Genomic DNA, 17,222 nt, shown 5'->3' with positions numbered 1-17,222 from the left:
ACAGTTGAGAACTTCACGATCAGGCCAGGCATCCATCACCGAATCCGCAGATGATGTGACCGAGAAACAATAACCTCACCAACTGAGACATTTGTTCCCGCCGGCCTTCACGATTCAAGAACTGCTCAGAAGGGAAATGCAATGCGTATCGCTGCAAGCTGTCTCGCACTGGTTCTGGGGGTCTGCACTGTGCAGCAGGTCCATGCAGAAAACATGTATGGATTGAAGCAGGGAAAGCTGGAACTGAAGTCCATCAGCACGATGTCCTTCGGGCCAGACGGAATTCTGTTTGTCGGTGATGCTCAAAACGCAAAAGTGGTTGCACTGGACCCGAAAGATGTCCAACGCGGGCCTCTGACCGCTCCTGAGATCCCAGCGATCGACGCGAAAATTGCAGAGATTCTGAAGGTGAAACCGGAAGCCGTGCAGATTCTTGACCTGACAGTAAACCCACTGACAGGCAAAGTTTTTCTGGCTGTCGCTGCCGCGAAACAAGCTCCACGCATTCTGAAAATCAATGGCGGTGGCGTTGTTGAACTCGACTTGAATAATGTCGCCTTCTCGGAAGTTACACTTCCCAATCCAGCAGAAGACAAACTGGTGAAACAAGGGCAGCGTCAACGCAACAACCGCACCAGCGCTATTACCAACATGAAATGGGTTGAAGGGCGTTTGCTTGTGTCAGGTTTGACAAGCGAAAAAGCGGCTTCAAATGTCTGGTCGCTGCAGTTCCCGTTTGATTCTGTTGATCCAGGAACGACTGTTGAGTTCTATCACGCTGCACATGGTCGCACCGAAGACTATGCTCCGATTCGCACATTTGTTCCATTCGTAATCGACGGTAAGCCGAATCTGCTCGCAGGTTTCGTCTGCACACCACTCGTCAAGATTCCACTCGAATCTCTGAAATCAACAGAGAACGAACGATCCAAGGTTGTTGGAACCACTGTTGCTGAACTCGGCAACCGCAACCAACCACTTGACCTGATTGTTTACAAGCAAGGTGGAAAAGACTTCCTGTTGCTGACCAACAGTGCTCGTGGTGTCATGAAGATCAGCACAGACGGAATCGCAGAGAACTCTGGTCTCGTTGCTCCTGTCGGCGGAGGCGGAACAGCCGGTCAATCATTCGAAACGATCAGCGAATTGAACGGCACAATTCAGCTCGACAAGATCAGCGACGCGCAAGCTGCTGTTCTGCTGAAGCGAGAAAACGGCACCGTCGACTTCCGCATCGTCGAACTGCCATAGTCCTGCTTCGTTTCATTCTGCAAGACATCCAGTCTGGAATGAACGAAATCCATAAAGCAAAAGAGCCGCACTCGTATCCCGAGTGCGGCTCTTTCTTTTCAACCAGATTCACATTTGTCGCTGCTGCATGACAGGACTCAGCGAGAAGAAGTCGCCTTTTGAGGTGCGTTCACTTCAACAGATCGAGCGGTTCTGGCCCAGGTCCCCTTTTGTCGTTTACTGATCCATCGCCAGAATCCAACGGCCAGCGCTGCATTCATACTCACGAACATGGAACTCAACCGAACCAGTCGAACCGCACCGCCATTTCCCGGCAGCAATCGCCCCAGGCTGGCAACGGAATAGAACAGTCCCTGAGCCAGCAACAGCCACTCATAGCCCGGCTGTCCCTGCATCACCAATACGATGTTGGTCACCAGTGCGACGAGCATCATGAATGGACAGATCCACCGAACCACTTTGTGTGACCAAAATGCAAACGCGACGGTTCCATACTTCGGATTCAATAACGAACTCAGCCAGCACAAGCTCTGGAAGCCCCCTGCCCCGATTCTGGCACGACGTTGAAACTCGGCTTGAATCGAAGGAGCAGTCTCTTCATTGGCAACAGCCTGTTCTTCAAAAACCAGCGTCTTGCCTCGCAGGTATATCTGCATCCCGATCAGAAAGTCGTCGACAATCGTTTGAGCAGGAATCGGTTGCCAGAGTGACTTCTGAATCACATAAATCGCCCCGTTGAAGCCGAGTAAAGCTCCAATGCGGCCTTCCCAACGCTTCAAACAGTTTTCGTATTTCCAGTACAGACCGTCTGAATTCTTGCCTGTTGTCGCGTCTGTCAAAATTAGTTGACCGCACACTCCGCCAACGCGTCCATCCTGAAAATGACGAACAAGCAACTTGAGTGCGTTCGGCTCCCAAAACGTGTTTGCATCCGAGAATGCAATCAGTTCTCCAGAGGCCATCGCAGCGCAGTCATTGAGCACGGAAGGCTTGCCGCGGCGTTGTGGAAACTGGTGCAACTTCACTCGTGAGTCGTCCACGGTTCGTACCAGTTCTCCTGTCAGGTCTTCGTTCCCGTCGACACCAATCAGGATCTCTAATCGATCGGCGGGATAGTTCATCTGCAGGGCGTTCGCAATCCGCTGCAGAATCATTGCCTCCTCTTTATAAGCAGCAATGATCAGCGAGACACTGGGCCAGTCTTCCGGCGCAGTCCCTTGTGAATCAGGAACAGCACGCGGCTTCCGGAGCTTCGCCACCATCCCGAGAACAACGGGATAACCGACGTACCCGTAAAGGACAAATCCACACGCGGTCCAGAATGCGACTTGAAGTGCCAGCATCATATAAATTCAGTACCAGAAATGGTTCAAACCGCAAAATCAGTCAGTGCAAACGACTTCGCTGAAGAGACGCAACAGACCGAACCTGACTTAGTGTTGGGAAACCAGCTGCGAATGGTGAGACACGGCAGCAGGCACCTTTGGCTTGCGAGCTGAGACCCACATGTAGTCGATCGCCAACTCTTCCGGAGTGTATTTATCGAACTCCGGGTGCACCTTGAGATCACCATTCTGAATCGCTTCCAAGGAGCGAGGATCGACCCGTTCGCGGCAGACTTCGACTTCCAGTCCGGATGTCTGAAACATCTCGCGATAGTCACGGGAACGCAGGCGATTGTGATACGCCAATCCACTGCCTCCATACCAGTTCCAATCTTTGTCGGAATACTGGACGAAGTTCGAATTGGTAATCGACGAATCGACTGTCGAATAATGATCCTGTGGGTTGAAGCGGTGAACTGCAATTCCGCCCGGCTTCAGTATTCGCAGAGATTCCTGATGAATCTCGGACTGAATGTCGAGTGGGATGTGCTCCAGCACGTTCGAGCTGAACACAATATCGATCGTGTCTTCCGGCAAGCCTGTCTGTCGCGCGTCGCCGGGATAGATGTATTCAATCTGCATTGGTTGCAGGAACCCGTGCAGAGATTTTGCATTGACTTGCCCAGACAGCTTGCGGAATCGCTCCTGCACGTCAGCGTGCGGAATTCCGCATTGGGCCGCGATCTCCTCGAGGCATCCGCTCAATGCATCCCATGTTTCGAATGCATAGTCGAGGGTCAACCAAGGGTTCACATCGACAGTGATGACCCCTTTTGCCCCGCCGAGAATGAAGACAAACGGAACGAGTGGACGCCAGCCGGTTCCCACCTCAAGACAGACTTTCCCCTCGATTGTTTCGCCGCTCTGCTGAACCAGATCCACAAGTTCAAAGGCGCGAGCCAGATCACGCTGCAGTTGCAGGCGATTTGTGCCAGCGACCTTCTGCAACTTGTGATAAACCGATCGCCCCGCCGGGATCCGACTGAGGATGGCGAGAGTATGCGCTTTAACTTTCCAGGACATAACAGATCCACCAATGATGGAATGGGGTGAGCTGTTGTTGAGGAGATTTCAAAACTGTGACTCACGATTACCGTCAGATCTTTTACCGAATCACAGCAAATCAGATCTGGCAGAATAGTTTCACAGTAGCCCGTCTATTTGTGTCGTAACGAGCCCCTGATCCCGATTACGACTGCCATCAAACGTAGCATGCAGTCTCTAATGCGATCCAAACAGCTTGCAGAGTGTCCCGGCTTCTGGCAAAGTTTCCAAAATCAGGGGAGAGTCGCATCGACGTGTTGCCAAAAGACAACAGCAATTTCAGGAGTCCGCACGATGGGAAGCTCGCGAATCGCACTGAAAGAATGGGCTGTCATCTGCGATTCGCTTGCCGCAGGCGAACAACTAATTTTGTTTCGCAAGGGAGGCATTCACGAAGGTCCCGCTGGATTTACCCCGGAACATCAGGAATTCTGGCTCTTTCCGACGGGGTTTCATCAGGCACTCGACAGTGTCCGTGAGGAATTTCAGCCAGCCGCTCAGGCGACACTGCAACAGTCTCCTCCCCCCGGGACGCTGCCAATCCGCCATTTTTGTCGAATCTCCGGAGTTTGCTGGATGAACGACGAAGAGCGTCTGGCGCACCTGCGACCATTCCATATTCTGACGGACGACGCGCTCCTCACCCGATTTCGCTATCGACGACCGGGAATTTTCCTACTGACGGTCGACGTCCGCAGTCTCCCCGCCAGCCAGCTTCTTCCGACGAACCCAATTTATGATGGGTGTCACAGTTGGGTGTCGCTCAATGAGGAAGTCGAAACGGACTCGCTTCTGCCACCGGTGGTCTCACCTGATCATGCAGCACGCCTGGCAGAGCTACATCGGCTGTTTCCAGAGCTGGCTTCGCGAGAATAAAACAAGCACGTTTCAATAAAAAATCCCCCCTGTCCGCCGCAGCCGACAAGGGGGAGATCGCATCAAATTCAAGTCTCGATCAATCCGTTTGGATTACCGGCCTGACTTCAGGAATGCCAACAGGTCGGCCATTTGCTGAACATCAACTTCTCGTTCAATCCCGGCTGGCATCAAAGATTGCTCAGACGCTTTGAGAACTTCGATCTCACTGCGAGCCAGGGTGTCTTCAATCCCCTGTGCTTTTCGAATCACAACACCGCTGCTGCTCTCGCGAACAAGCAGACCGTTGATGACGCGACCGTCTTCCATCACAGCGATATAGCTGGTCCAGCGCGGCTCAATCGCCCGACTTGGATCAAGAATATCTGACAGCAGGGTCTCATTGCCCTTCGCTCGAATGTCGGACAACTCTGGGCCCACGACAGCCCCTTCATTGCCAACCTTGTGACACTGAGCACAAATACGACGGAAGACCGCACGCCCGCGTTCGACATCTCCTTGAGCCGTCAAAGCACCTTTGTACTTCTCGATCACAGCGGCGCGGTCTGTCGAGGTTGCCTGACCGAACAGTTTCACGGCGAGAGAGTTCAACTCTGTATTACGGCTCATCAGCAATGGATCGCGTTGTTCAATCGTCAGCAGAGCCGGATTGACTTTGCCTTCGACCATCGTTTCCAGCAACAGTTTCGATGTCGCTGGATGCGCCAGAGCCGCCTCAATCACCAGTGCTCGACTGTTCGGGCCAAGCTGTCCCCAAACTTCGATCATCTGTTTGACGAGTGGTTCACGAGCACGCCCTGCGAGTGCGATAAATGTTGCACGTTGAATGGAAGGATCTTCATCCGCAATCATCAGCTTGTGGACAATCGGAGTCGCTTCTTCGACGGAAACGAAACCCAGTGCCGGAATCGCTGCTCGTCGTTCGACCAGATCAGCCTTTGAATCGGCAACCGTTTTCAAAGCGAGTGCCGTTGCTGCAATTGCGTCTTTCGCAGGTTGAGCAATCTGAGCGTCAGGCAATGCGGCGAGTTGAGCAAGGTTCTTCTTGCCATCCAAACCTTTGCCAGCGAGCAATCCCTGCTGAATTCCGAACAGGGTTGCAGATCGCCACCAAGGAAGGTTGTCGGTTTTCTGCTTCAGGACTTCTGTCAGAACGTCAGCAAGTTCTTCTTTGACGGCTCGGCGACCAATAATATTGGCGAGATACGAGATCAATTCGCGTTCCGCATCCTGACCTTTGGCCAGGAAGCTCTGCGACTTCAAAAGCTGAGTCAGCAACGATGCGGAATGCTCAGGTGGCAGTGTGACAGCAAGTTGCTGAATCCAGCGATCCCCGGCAGCACGAGCGACCAGTTGTCCGATTTCGTCCTGTACCTGTTCCGTTGAGGAGGTCGCGACGGCATCGATCCAGAACATTGCAACGCGATCCGTCATCTGTGGATCGTTTGCTTTCAGACCTTTAAGAAGGTCTGGAGGCAGTTCGAGAAATGACGCAACCCGGATGGCGTGTTCGACAACATGTGGATTGGAATTCTGAATCGACTGTTGAACGATCTTCTGCAGTTTTTCGCGTTCCAGAAGTCCCTGACGTTCCAGTCCTGCGAGCGTCCAGAGTGCCTGAACAGCAACTCGTGGATCGGCGTTTGACAGAAGCGCTTCAACGCCAGTCACGATCTGTGCAGCGTTCTCTTTGGTCGCGGTTTCCAACAGGCGACGCTGACCAAGGTCACGACGCCAGCCGTTCGAATCTTGCAACAGAGCGAGATAGCCTTCTGTGCTCTTCGCTGGAGTCCACTTTTCGAACTTCTTGTCGGTACGACGAATGCGGTAGATACGTCCGCGATCGTCCCCTTCACGCAAACGCAAAGTCTCGGCCAGCCCTGGTGGCATGTACTGAGGATGCTCGATTACCTCACGATACATATCAGCCAGATAGAGCGATCCATCAGGTCCGTCAGCAAGACTGACAGGGCGGAACCACGGATCGGTTGAAGTCAGAAACTCTTTACGCTCGTATGGTCGACGTGACGAGAATGAAGTCCCGTGAGGGTTCAGAATCGTGCGAGTCACAAGGCTGCCGGTCGGTTCACAAACAAAGACGTTGAAGTCCTTGGCCGTGTCGTATCCCATCTGGCTGCCACGATAGACGTGCGTTCCACAGGCTGCAGTGTGAGTTCCTGCATGGCTGATTGCGGTCGTCTTGGTTTCGATCGTCGGATAGACGCGTGACGCTCCGCCTGATGGAGCAACGTCTTCCTGTGGTGTCAGAATCGGGGCGAATGGATTGCGATTCAGCGTCTTCATCGAGAGCGGCGCATAAATCACAGGGTTTCGGTTTGTGCAGAAGAAGCGATCACCGAAATCACTGAATGTATTTCCGAACTGAGCCTGCCCCGGCACCAGTTCAAATGTCATCTTCAGTGGATCATATGCAATATCGCTCCGCCCCATCGCGACCGGCTTCGTGACATTTTCGTCCTGCCCCGGCAATTTGACGTTCCCGCCGGTCAGACCGTTTGTCAGATAGACCTTCTGGTCGAGGCCGCGTTTCGGGTGGCCGACTCGCAACTGTGGATTGCCGAACCCGAACCCGTCCAGAATCGGTTCGATCAGATCCGCTTTCCCGTCTCCATCGGTGTCTTCCAGATAGAGAACCTGTGGAGACGCAGTCACGATGACCCCGTTTCCAGTCGCCAGCACCCCTTGCACCCAAGGGACATCAGCGAAAATGGTCGCCTTGTCGTAGGTGCCATCGCCGTTGGTGTCTTCCAGCAACTTCACTCGTGAAAGTGGCTTCTCACCTTCCGGTGGCCCCAGTGGATAGTCGCGATACTCAGCGACGTACATTCTGCCGAGATGATCAAAAGAGATCGCCACAGGGTCGACCACTTGTGGTTCAGACGCAACCAGCTCAATCGTCAAACCATCTTCAAGCTGGAAATGCTTGAGCGCTTCGGACGGCTCAAGCGGCTTACTTTCCTGAGCTGTGACCTGTCCGGACTGAAAGAGCACGCTACTTGCAACGAGTGCTGCGATGCAGCGGGCACGTCGTCGCCAAATCGACCGGATCATGTACGAGTCCTCTGACCTGATATGGTTCGAAAAGAGTTGCTGAAACGACTGGTGGTATTACTGCAAGCAATTCCCACAGCGAGAAGGGGGCCCTGATCTCGTGTTAACCCAATCTCGGAAGTCACCAGTACTACAAAAATCCGTGTGACAAAATCTTAATTGCCATGACATCAATCACGGACGGCCTGCATTCAGGATCGTTTCTGCTAATTCAGCAACGGAAAATCACAGCCACTGCTGTACTGGAGAATTAAAACGAAAAATGGAGGGCGTCCCTGATCTCATGCTGCCTCTGGAGTGAGGTTGGTCACGATCAGGCTGGCAGGTCAGGCAAGGGCGTGAGTATATCTGTCAACCGGTCGCCATGCCACTGGCATTGAAGTTGAGTGATCTGATATTCCCAATTCTACGATGCCTGCCAATGTTCTCCGATTGCCAGAGAGGTTCGTTCCATATTCACTTCTCGACAACTGTTGATCCACTGCCCCTCGCCGCGTAAGTTCCGTTCTCCACGAAAATTGCTTCAGCAAACTTGCTCCTGCAACATTGCTCACAGGACCCGGACACCATGAAACAATACCTGCTGCTGTTTTTGGCTGGCGGAATTGGAGCACTTGCCCGTCATTCCATGATTCTTTCGATTCAGCGAACGGCAGGCATCGCCTTCCCGATCGGAACGTTCATCGTGAACATTCTGGGATGCGTGATTTTTGGGTTTGTCTGGTCACTGGCCGAAACGCGACAGCTCATCAGCCCAGAAACCCGAACAGTGATTCTGGCCGGATTCGTCGGGGCGTTTACCACCTACTCGACGTTTGCCTTCGACACCCATGTGCTGGTCAACAACTCTGCCTGGCTGTCCGTTCTGGGAAACACGTTGGGGCAGATTGTCCTCGGCGTCATTGCCATCGCACTTGGACTGGCATTAGGACGAGCGATTTAACAACGGGTGTGAGCGCGGCAATGACATCTCGTTGACCAATCCGTATTCAAGTCCGTAATCAAGATTGCTTACAGAGACCTGAGCAGCCCGCGAACCTTGTGTAAGGTCTCCTGATATTCCTGTTCTGGAATCGACTGAGCAACGATCCCGCCCCCGGCTGGCAAGGAGAGCCACCCCTGACGCTGAGTCATCGTGCGAATCAGGATATTGCTGTCGACCGCCCCGTCGAACCCACGATAGAACAGGCTTCCGCAATACGCTCCCCGAGCAGCTTTCTCGATCTCGGTGATGATTTCCATTGCCCGAATTTTTGGGGCTCCGGTGATCGAGCCTCCCGGGAATGTCGCACTGATTAAATCACGGAACGTCGCGTCTGGACGCAGTTTCCCCACAACTTCGGACACAAGATGGGCAACCGTTTCATAGCCTTCGACCTGACAAAGCTCTGTCACCTGAATGGTCCCCGGCAAACAGACTCGCGACAGATCGTTCCGCATGAGATCAACGATCATGACATTCTCGGCCCGATCTTTCTCACTCTCCCGCAATTCATCTCGCATGAAGAGATCCGCTTCCGGGCTAAGATGCCGTTGCCGCGTTCCTTTGATCGGTCGAGTCGAAACAATTCCTTCCTTCACTTTCAAGAATCGCTCGGGGGAAGACGACAGAACGGCCCAATCGTCGTGCGCAAAGAATCCAGAGAACGTTGCCGGGTTCTGCTGACGCAGTGAGAGATAGTTCTCAATCGGAGAACGCTCGGTCGGAACAGTGAATTGCTGCGACAGATTCGCCTGAAAGATATCCCCGGCATAGATCGCATCAATCACCTGCTGAACCGCAGCGAGATAACCGGCGTGATCAAAGTTTGAAACCAAATCCGGAATCGGTGGAAACGGAAATACCGGCCAACCTTCCGGCCGTTCAGCACGCTCGGTTGCAACAAACGACGAACGTGCAGGCCCTGTACTTAACGCTTTCAAAATGCTGCGCCACTGGCACTCGGCACGCGAACTGCGATGCAGGTCAGACTCTTCAGGATACCCATGACCAATAAACCAGCATCGACCCTGCTCGTGGTCCCAGGCTAACGTCCAGTCATAGACAGCAATCACTGCGCGAGGGAGCTTTAAGAAATCCCATTCCGGAACCGGGAGTCGTTCGAAACACTGGCCCAATTCATACGTCAACAGCCCTGCTGCTCCCCCCTGAAATGGAGGCAAACCGGGAATGGTCGGCGCCGAGAATGACTCCAGCACCGCTTCCATGCTCGCAATGGCATCTGATGTCGAATCCGCCGACTGCTCGAACAGTTCAAACGGGTCCGCAGTCAGAAAAGAGTATCTGCCTAAATCCGGGCGATGCAGCGAGCTGTCAAACAGAACAACATTCGGCCAGTCGGCCAATGCCTGCAGTGCATCCGTCACACTGGGAACGGGTGTCAATTCCTGAACAAACGGCAAGCTCATTGCTCCTCTCCCGATTGACGGCGCTGGCGATGACGCCGCTCGTGGGCACTCGGTTCCGGAATGGTCAGGAACCCCCACTGTAATGCTTCGTCCTGACGGTACTGCTTATTCAACGTGAGAGCCGTCACTGCTTTGGACAACTCGTAACCAAGATAGAACGCATGACTGGAATCCGACATAGGATGATCCTCGGTCATGTCATCAAACAGTTGGTATGCATCCGTCCCATGCCAGTATCCATCCCGATTCATGACATGAATTTCGCCACGCTCAACGAAGATACGATAGTTCGGGTCTTTCAACTGTTGTGCCAGTGCAACCAGTGCCTCGTCCCCCAAAGTGGAGAGTCGTGGGTCACGCAGCATGACCAGATCCCCACTGACTCGTTTGGGGGGAGTCCGCTGTTCGAGTGCATACTTCACCAGACGGCGGGCTCGATCAAACTCCGCAATCGCAGTCCGACACCATGGGATCACCTGAGTTGTCAGGACACTGCGAATTCCATACTCCTGACAATATGCCGCGAGCAAAAAATTCACCCCTGCACTGTCCACGTCTGACAGTTCGGTCACATTGCCGATCCCCATCATCATCGCCGATTTTGGAGCAGCTTGTCTCGTCGCCTGATAGCGCCCTAACGAGGCGGCAAACCCAAAGCCAATCGGTTCGAGAATCGGGTCGAGACGATATCGTTTCCCTCGTTCTGCAAATGCGGCAGCCGTCTCCCACATCGTACTGAGATCGGCGGGATCGACAGGGATCACAGCAAACTCGACATCCAGCTGGAGTGCCCAATCGAGATTGGACTGATTGCAGCTCAAGACCAGTTCGGCGCCGGCCTCAACCGCTAACTCCACTTCCTCCCGATCAAAGCTGTCGACCGAAACCCGACAGCCAGCCTCACGTAACTGGCGGACAGCGTTGCCGATCCCAGACCAGCGGAGACCGGGAATGCACCCCAGATCAATCACATCTGCTCCCGCGGATTGAAAATCAAGAGCTGTTCGAACCAACTCCGATTCGCTCAGTCGGGACGCGTGATTGATTTCTCCGAGGATCTCAATGTCGTAGCGAGACAGATCAGGAGGCCCACGATCTTCACTGCCGAAAAACAGACCGAGATCACGGATATCTTTCGGTCCCAGTGTGAATGGAATTCCGAATTGCTCTGTCAGAAGATTGAGGTCCCCCTGACACCAGCCGGGCAGAATGACCCGATCATATGTCGTCTCGATCTGCAACTTCCGCTTCAACCAGTCGACATGCAGTAAGGCCGCGACGGTGATACCCACGACCTGGATGTCAGCATCAAAGCCCAGCTTCTGACTGACTTCGGCAACAACCTGACGCGTCATTCCCTCAGCGAGTCGGCCTGTCACAAACAGGATGCGCTGGCGTTCTTCAGACGTTGTTGCTGGCAGATTCACACCGGGATTGTAACGAATTTCTCAGACAATGGTTGCACGAACAAGTGACACTTGAAATCCGACCAACAAACAGAAAAGACGCACACATCTGATATGATTCGGGAAGTGCAGTCAGAAACTTCAGTTCACTATTCGCTCCAGTCAGGCCGTTCGCGTGAAATCCCAGAGAACACCTCTCTCTCGAATTCGAGCTTTAAACTCCAACCCCGTCAATCCGGACGGCAATTTCATTCTGTACTGGATGACCGCACAACGCAGATCGACCTGGAATTTCGGCCTGCAACGCGCGGTTCAATGGGCCGAAAAACTGAACCGTCCACTCGTCATCCTCGAAGCACTTCAGGTCGGCTATCGCTGGGCGAACGACCGGATTCATCGATTTGTCCTGCAGGGAATGGCGAACAATCGCGCGGCCTTAGCTCCCAAACCGGTCACGTACTACGCCTATGTGGAACCGCAACAACGCGCAGCTCACGGGCTGTTCGACAGTCTCGCCCAACTGGCATGCGTCGTGGTGACGGATGATTTCCCATGCTTCTTTCTTCCGATCCTCAATCGCATCGCCGGCCAACGATCACCTGTGCTGGCAGAAAGCATCGACTCGAACGGTCTGCTTCCTCTCTCAGTCACGGATCATGCTTATCCAACGGCCTATGCTTACCGCCGATTCCTGCAGAAAGAGTTGGCAAAGCACATCGAGACTGCGCCGACTCCCGATCCACTTTCTGGAGTCTCGCTCCCAAAGCTCGCTTCACTCCCGGAAAACATTCTGGCGAAGTGGCCTGAGGCATCCGATGCCCTGCTCACCGGCACCCCGGAACAACTTCAATCACTTCCAATCGACCATCATGTCGTCCCTGCAGCCTTTAACGGAGGCCAAATCGCAGCGAATCAGTTACTCACCCTGTTTATGAACAACCGGCTTGATCGTTATGGAGAAGAGAGGAACTCACCAGAAAACGAATCGGTCAGCGGGCTGTCTCCCCACCTTCACTTCGGCCACATCTCTCCCCACGAGATCTTCCATCGGATTTGCACCCGAGAAGAATGGACGCCGGATTGTCTGAGCGAATCGAAATCAGGCAGCAAGGAAGGATGGTGGGGGATGTCCCCATCGGCAGAGCAATTCCTCGACCAACTGATTACCTGGCGAGAGCTGGGATTCAACATGTGTACACATCGAGCAGATTACGACAAGTACGAGTCACTGCCAGACTGGGCTAAAGCCACGCTCAAAAAGCACGAACGCGATCCAAGAGAAACGATCTATACGCTCGACGAGTTCGAAAATGCAAAAACACACGACCCTGTATGGAATGCAGCGCAACGCCAACTTGTACGAGACGGCCGCATGCACAACTACCTGCGAATGCTCTGGGGGAAGAAGATCCTGGAGTGGACGGAATCACCTCGGCAGGCGCTCGAGTTCATGATTGAACTCAACAATAAATACGCCGTCGACGGCCGTGATCCAAACTCATATTCCGGAATCTTTTGGGTACTCGGGCGCTACGATCGGGCGTGGGGACCTGAACGACCGGTTTACGGCACAATTCGATACATGTCGAGCGAAAACACACTCCGAAAACTTCGACTGAAAACGTACCTGGCGCAGTACGCAAAGTAGCTTGCCCCATAACGAGAACATCACTATCGAAGTTGGATTCTCGACAGATTGTTACTGAGGTCTGGTAACGCAACAGGAAAAATTTACGTTTTCCTCCGAACTATTTGAAGACATACAAGGTATTTAAGGCAGTAGAGAGACTGTCAACGTTTCCGGGCAGGACACTTCCGGTCACTGCCGCGAAACAGATTTGCCACGGATTAAGGCAGTTGACAGCACTCCTCCATTCAGCGTTGTCGACAAACGCAAGAGGCATCCCAAGTACGATGACATTGGCTGCTCAAGATTCGTTAGGGCCACTCACGGATTTTCGATAGCAGGTTGTAAAGCTCTGGATTTGATAACCACAGAGTCATCAAATCACTGTATGAACGTTCGCTCTGTTATCAATGCATTGCCGAGTTGCAATTCAATAGTCACCAGAATTTTCGTCAACGAAACATCGACAACATGCCAATCAGGTGTATTGTCGATAGTTACTGAATGATTTCGCTTCTGCACCAGATTTCAGCTCAGAGCGACATCAGATCGCATAGAAACAATCAAGCAGACACGAGAGGGAACGAGCATTTGCCTCTCGCCCTTCGCCTTTTGAAGTCCGTTTCCAGGCATCCGTGCATTCATTGAATTCGTTATCAAGCCTTCATTAAAGGCAACCAGACAGTGGCCATGCGTCACTGCCTTCGAGGTAGGACCTCCAAAACATCAACCTTCTGAAGGTCAGACGCGCGCATATGGCGTGTCAATCATTGCTGTTGAATCATCAGTTTACTGTGTCAGTGAGATCCGAAGTTAATTCCTGAGTCCGGTTGCTGTCTGCAACTTGATCACTTCAATAGTCGTTCGACTTCTCATTAATTCAAGGTGGCTACGATGACTCCCCTTCGACGTCAGTCGATTCGTGCGAGAGGCTTCACTCTCATTGAACTTCTGGTTGTGATTGCAATCATCGCGATTCTGATTGCCCTGCTGCTGCCAGCGGTCCAGCAGGCCCGAGAGGCTGCCCGTCGAAGTCAGTGCAAAAACAACCTGAAGCAGTTGGGACTCGCGCTCCACAACTATCACGATGTCTTTCAGATGTTCCCTTACGGCTCATATGTCGATGACAGGTTTAACGCCGGGACATATGGAGTTGCGATCCTTCCATACCTGGAGCAATCCGTTCTCTACAACAAATGGGTATCTGAAGCACCAGCGATTAACGGGGCGACTGCCTTGGGGTATTCCGCGGCAGCCGTCACCGCAAACCTGGAAGTGATTGCGACGCCACTCACAGTTTACATGTGCCCATCAACAACGGCACAGACGATGAACAACTATGTGCTGCCACCAAATGCGGCAGGTGCGGGGGTTCCTCCTTTCCAGATTTCCTGGAACGCAGCTCGAACCGATTATTGCCCTGCTTCTGGGATCAACAATGCTTTGATGAACATTGCCTATCCAAGCTGAGCCCCTTCCGACCGTAAGGGAATCCTGTTCATGATCGGGTCCTTGGGCTCTAACACCCCGCTCACAAACATGGCGAGAATCACTGACGGTACGTCCAACACCATTCTGCTTGGGGAACGAGTCGGTGGAGGAGAGATCTTCGCCAAACGCACCATTGATTCAGCGCGGACAACATCGGACGGTCCCGCAAATGGGGGAGCGTGGGGAGATCTGCTCAATGGCGAACACTGGGTAGGCGGATCGCTTTACGATGGTCAACCAGGCACCAACGGGGGCCCCTGTATCATGAACTGCACAAATTCACGCAACACCGGTTATTACAGCTTCCATGAAGGCGGAGCACAGTTCCTGATGGGAGATGGCGTGGTCCGTTTTGTCAGTGCAAACATTGCAGCATCCACATTTGCAGCGTTGATCACTCGCGCCGGTGATGAAATTGTTGGAGAGTTCTAAATCACATTGAACTCGTCAGGTCGACCAAGTGACCTTTCCACAGTGGTCACTCGCGATCACATTCATCCTGCGAATTTCGACCATCCCACGACGGACCGCCATCGTGCCCGTCGTGGGACTTCATTCATGAGTCGATACGTTTCTTCTGTGTACCACCCTTGATTCAACAGCAATGCATCAGGCGAAACGACATGCACTCGCGTTCGAAACTTTCCGCACTTAGAATTACGCTGGCGTCCGTTTGTTTTCTGACATTCTCTGCCTGTAGCAAAACAGACGAGCCGTATCGAAAACCTCTCACCAAAGTGACAGGGACAATCCTTGTTGACGGCAAACCTCCCGAGTCACCAGTGCAGATCAACTTCCACTTTCTCGGGGCTCCAGACACAGAACACCCGTCGCTTTCTTCTGCCATCACCAAGCCGGACGGCACATTTACTGCTTCCACTTACGAAACCGGCGATGGCGTACCAGAAGGAGAGTATGCGATCACCTGCATTCTGAAGACATACAATATGATCGCACGCACTTATCAGGGACCTGATCTTCTTAAAGGGAAATACAGCAACCAGAAGAAGCCTGCCAAAACCTTCAAAGCGGAAGCGAACACTCCAGTAGAATTGGGAACGATTGAACTGACGACAAAATAAACAAGTTTCCCAACTGAGAGCGGCACACTGATAATCAACATACTGAAATTCAGGCTCGCAACAGCGACTTCTCCCTTTTCGAAGCAAACAAAGCAAACCAATCCCCCGGCACAAATTCTGAGAACTGACATCCTGTCATGATAAGTCGAATTCAATATCGTGCGATTGCACTCGCGATTGCCGTGATGGCATGCCCTTTCTCGTCAGTCTCCGCAGAGGAAAAAGTCAGGCCGAAGCAGTCCCCACAGGTTCCGCAACATCTGCAGGACTATGTGAACCGCCCAGAGCCTGATTTCCGCTGGTCTCTTGAAGAGACAAGGGAACAAGGTGGTCTGAAAATTTATCGCCTCGACTTCGTCTCGCAGAAGTGGCAAGGCATCATCTGGAAACATCCGCTGATGGTGTACGAGCCAGCGGTTCTCAAGCACCCACAGCACATGTTGATCTACGTCACTGGCGGCAGCACAGGACGTATCCCTTCAACAAAAGATGACGCAATGGGCCAAACTTTAGCTCAATTGTGTGGAGCCAGAGTTGCCATCCTGCATCAGGTCCCAAACCAACCTCTCTTCGGTGATCGTAAGGAAGATGATCTCATCTCCCATACATGGCTGAACTATCTGGAAACCGGTGATCCAACCTGGCCACTGTTGTTCCCAATGGCGAAAAGCGCTGTCAAAGCCATGGACGTCTTACAGGCATTCTCCAAGGAGAAATTCCAACAGGAAGTGACTGGTTTCGTGACGACAGGGGCATCGAAACGCGGGTGGACAAGTTGGCTCGCACCGGTTGCTGACAAACGCATTGTCGGGACAGCCCCCATGGTCATTGACGTGCTGAACTTCAGCGAACAGATGAAGTACCAGAAAGAGACCTGGGGATTCTACAGCGAACAGATCGCGGACTACACCAGCAAAGGCCTCGTCCGAGATGACGGGATTCCGAAGCACGGTCGCGAACATGAGCTCTGGAAGATGATGGACCCGTTCACCTATCGCACTCAGTTAACCATCCCCAAATTGATGGTGGTCGGCGCCAATGACCGGTACTGGAGCGTCAACGCCATGAACCTGTACTGGGACGAGCTAGAAAGCTCGAAGTATTGCTATCGCGTCCCCAATGCTGGACACAACCTGGACGACGGGAAATACGGCCAAGGGTATGTCATGCAGACCGTCGGCATCTTTTTCCAGCGAGTCGTCTCAGGACGCGAGATGCCTCCCATCACATGGACCCATCAGAAAAGTGATGACGGCCTTGAACTCGTCATCTCAACCGAACAGAAGCCACAGACCGTCAAATTGTGGTCCACATCTGCTCGCACAACCGACTTCCGTGAGTCCAAATGGGAATCGCAACTTCTGACCAACGTGAACGGCAAATTCACCGGCAAAAAGAAACTCCAAGATGGCGAACACATCGCCATATTTGGAGAAGTCCAATTCGGTGACGAACTCGTTCCATATTCACTTTCGACACTGGTTTACTGGAAGTAACGACCTCCAAACCGGTGCGGCAGATTCGCTTCTCCTCGCAGCCAGATCAACCAGCGTCTGAAACAGGCCATGCGTTGATTCTG

12 protein-coding genes and 1 pseudogene are annotated in these 17,222 nt (G+C 52.9%); 8 read left to right on the top strand and 5 right to left on the bottom strand.

The annotated features are described in order from the left end of the window. Nucleotides 1-141: 141 nt before the first annotated feature. Nucleotides 142-1,251, top strand: a complete 1,110-nt coding sequence (locus tag SH527x_RS16935) for a hypothetical protein (protein WP_437191862.1) — start codon at nt 142-144, stop codon at nt 1,249-1,251. A 137-nt stretch (nt 1,252-1,388) separates the two neighbouring features. On the opposite strand, the gene SH527x_RS16930 is transcribed toward SH527x_RS16935, so the two are convergent. Further along, nucleotides 1,389-2,597, bottom strand: a complete 1,209-nt coding sequence (locus tag SH527x_RS16930) for a glycosyltransferase family 2 protein (RefSeq protein WP_437191861.1) — start codon at nt 2,595-2,597, stop codon at nt 1,389-1,391. 87 nt (nt 2,598-2,684) lie between these two features. Further along, nucleotides 2,685-3,659 (bottom strand): class I SAM-dependent methyltransferase, encoded by a 975-nt coding sequence (locus SH527x_RS16925; protein WP_437191860.1) that lies wholly within the window; start codon nt 3,657-3,659, stop codon nt 2,685-2,687. Between the two features lie 315 nt (nt 3,660-3,974). On the opposite strand from SH527x_RS16925, the gene SH527x_RS16920 reads away from it, so the two are divergent. Next, nucleotides 3,975-4,556: a DUF1802 family protein gene (locus tag SH527x_RS16920; RefSeq protein ID WP_437191859.1), complete on the top strand. Its 582-nt coding sequence runs from the start codon at nt 3,975-3,977 to the stop codon at nt 4,554-4,556. A 93-nt stretch (nt 4,557-4,649) separates the two neighbouring features. Here SH527x_RS16920 and SH527x_RS16915 read toward each other — a convergent pair whose 3' ends face one another. After that, a complete protein-coding gene (locus tag SH527x_RS16915) occupies nt 4,650-7,628 on the bottom strand; it encodes a PVC-type heme-binding CxxCH protein (RefSeq protein WP_437191858.1) in 2,979 nt (992 codons plus the stop codon). Nucleotides 7,629-8,196: 568 nt separating this feature from the next. On the opposite strand from SH527x_RS16915, the gene crcB reads away from it, so the two are divergent. Next, nucleotides 8,197-8,571, top strand: a complete 375-nt coding sequence (crcB, locus tag SH527x_RS16910) for a fluoride efflux transporter CrcB (RefSeq protein WP_437191857.1) — start codon at nt 8,197-8,199, stop codon at nt 8,569-8,571. 68 nt (nt 8,572-8,639) lie between these two features. Here the strand turns inward: crcB and pabB are convergent, their stop codons facing one another. Together pabB and SH527x_RS16900 are read right to left on the bottom strand one after the other, a co-directional pair. Continuing rightward, nucleotides 8,640-10,037, bottom strand: coding sequence for an aminodeoxychorismate synthase component I (gene pabB / locus SH527x_RS16905; protein WP_437191856.1), 1,398 nt, complete (start codon nt 10,035-10,037; stop codon nt 8,640-8,642). Continuing rightward, nucleotides 10,034-11,464 carry a DUF6513 domain-containing protein gene (locus tag SH527x_RS16900; RefSeq protein ID WP_437191855.1) on the bottom strand — a complete coding sequence of 477 codons (1,431 nt, stop codon included), beginning with the start codon at nt 11,462-11,464 and terminating at the stop codon, nt 10,034-10,036. The genes pabB and SH527x_RS16900 overlap by 4 nt, the downstream gene beginning before the upstream one ends. Nucleotides 11,465-11,618: 154 nt before the next feature. On the opposite strand from SH527x_RS16900, the gene SH527x_RS16895 reads away from it, so the two are divergent. The 5 genes and pseudogenes from SH527x_RS16895 to SH527x_RS16875 all read left to right on the top strand — a co-directional run bounded on the left by SH527x_RS16895 (nt 11,619) and on the right by SH527x_RS16875 (nt 17,139). Next, complete coding sequence (locus SH527x_RS16895) at nt 11,619-13,091, top strand: deoxyribodipyrimidine photolyase (RefSeq protein ID WP_437191854.1); 1,473 nt, start codon at nt 11,619-11,621, stop codon at nt 13,089-13,091. Nucleotides 13,092-13,964: 873 nt separating this feature from the next. Next, a pseudogene (locus tag SH527x_RS16890) lies at nt 13,965-14,405 on the top strand (DUF1559 family PulG-like putative transporter); the annotation flags it as partial. 165 nt (nt 14,406-14,570) lie between these two features. Then, nucleotides 14,571-14,993 carry a DUF1559 family PulG-like putative transporter gene (locus SH527x_RS16885; protein WP_437191853.1) on the top strand — a complete coding sequence of 141 codons (423 nt, stop codon included), beginning with the start codon at nt 14,571-14,573 and terminating at the stop codon, nt 14,991-14,993. A 191-nt stretch (nt 14,994-15,184) separates the two neighbouring features. Then, nucleotides 15,185-15,643 carry a hypothetical protein gene (locus SH527x_RS16880; protein ID WP_437191852.1) on the top strand — a complete coding sequence of 153 codons (459 nt, stop codon included), beginning with the start codon at nt 15,185-15,187 and terminating at the stop codon, nt 15,641-15,643. A gap of 137 nt (nt 15,644-15,780) precedes the next feature. Further along, on the top strand, nt 15,781-17,139 hold the full coding sequence (locus SH527x_RS16875; protein WP_437191851.1) for a PhoPQ-activated pathogenicity-related family protein: 1,359 nt from the start codon (nt 15,781-15,783) through the stop codon (nt 17,137-17,139). Nucleotides 17,140-17,222: the final 83 nt, after the last annotated feature.

The sequence above is a fragment of the Planctomicrobium limosum genome, assembly GCF_051465645.1.
GTDB lineage: Bacteria > Planctomycetota > Planctomycetia > Planctomycetales > Planctomycetaceae > Planctomicrobium.
The sequence above is the reverse complement of the archived record's forward strand: the minus strand, read 5'-3'. Positions and strand labels throughout refer to the sequence as shown.

Coding starts and splice junctions, on each gene's coding strand:
- SH527x_RS16935 (WP_437191862.1), top strand. CDS start 142: ATGCGTATCGCTGCAAGCTGTCTCGCACTGGTTCTGGGGGTCTGCACT.
- SH527x_RS16930 (WP_437191861.1), bottom strand. CDS start 2,597: ATGATGCTGGCACTTCAAGTCGCATTCTGGACCGCGTGTGGATTTGTC.
- SH527x_RS16925 (WP_437191860.1), bottom strand. CDS start 3,659: ATGTCCTGGAAAGTTAAAGCGCATACTCTCGCCATCCTCAGTCGGATC.
- SH527x_RS16920 (WP_437191859.1), top strand. CDS start 3,975: ATGGGAAGCTCGCGAATCGCACTGAAAGAATGGGCTGTCATCTGCGAT.
- SH527x_RS16915 (WP_437191858.1), bottom strand. CDS start 7,628: ATGATCCGGTCGATTTGGCGACGACGTGCCCGCTGCATCGCAGCACTC.
- crcB (WP_437191857.1), top strand. CDS start 8,197: ATGAAACAATACCTGCTGCTGTTTTTGGCTGGCGGAATTGGAGCACTT.
- pabB (WP_437191856.1), bottom strand. CDS start 10,037: ATGAGCTTGCCGTTTGTTCAGGAATTGACACCCGTTCCCAGTGTGACG.
- SH527x_RS16885 (WP_437191853.1), top strand. CDS start 14,571: ATGATCGGGTCCTTGGGCTCTAACACCCCGCTCACAAACATGGCGAGA.
- SH527x_RS16880 (WP_437191852.1), top strand. CDS start 15,185: ATGCACTCGCGTTCGAAACTTTCCGCACTTAGAATTACGCTGGCGTCC.
- SH527x_RS16875 (WP_437191851.1), top strand. CDS start 15,781: ATGATAAGTCGAATTCAATATCGTGCGATTGCACTCGCGATTGCCGTG.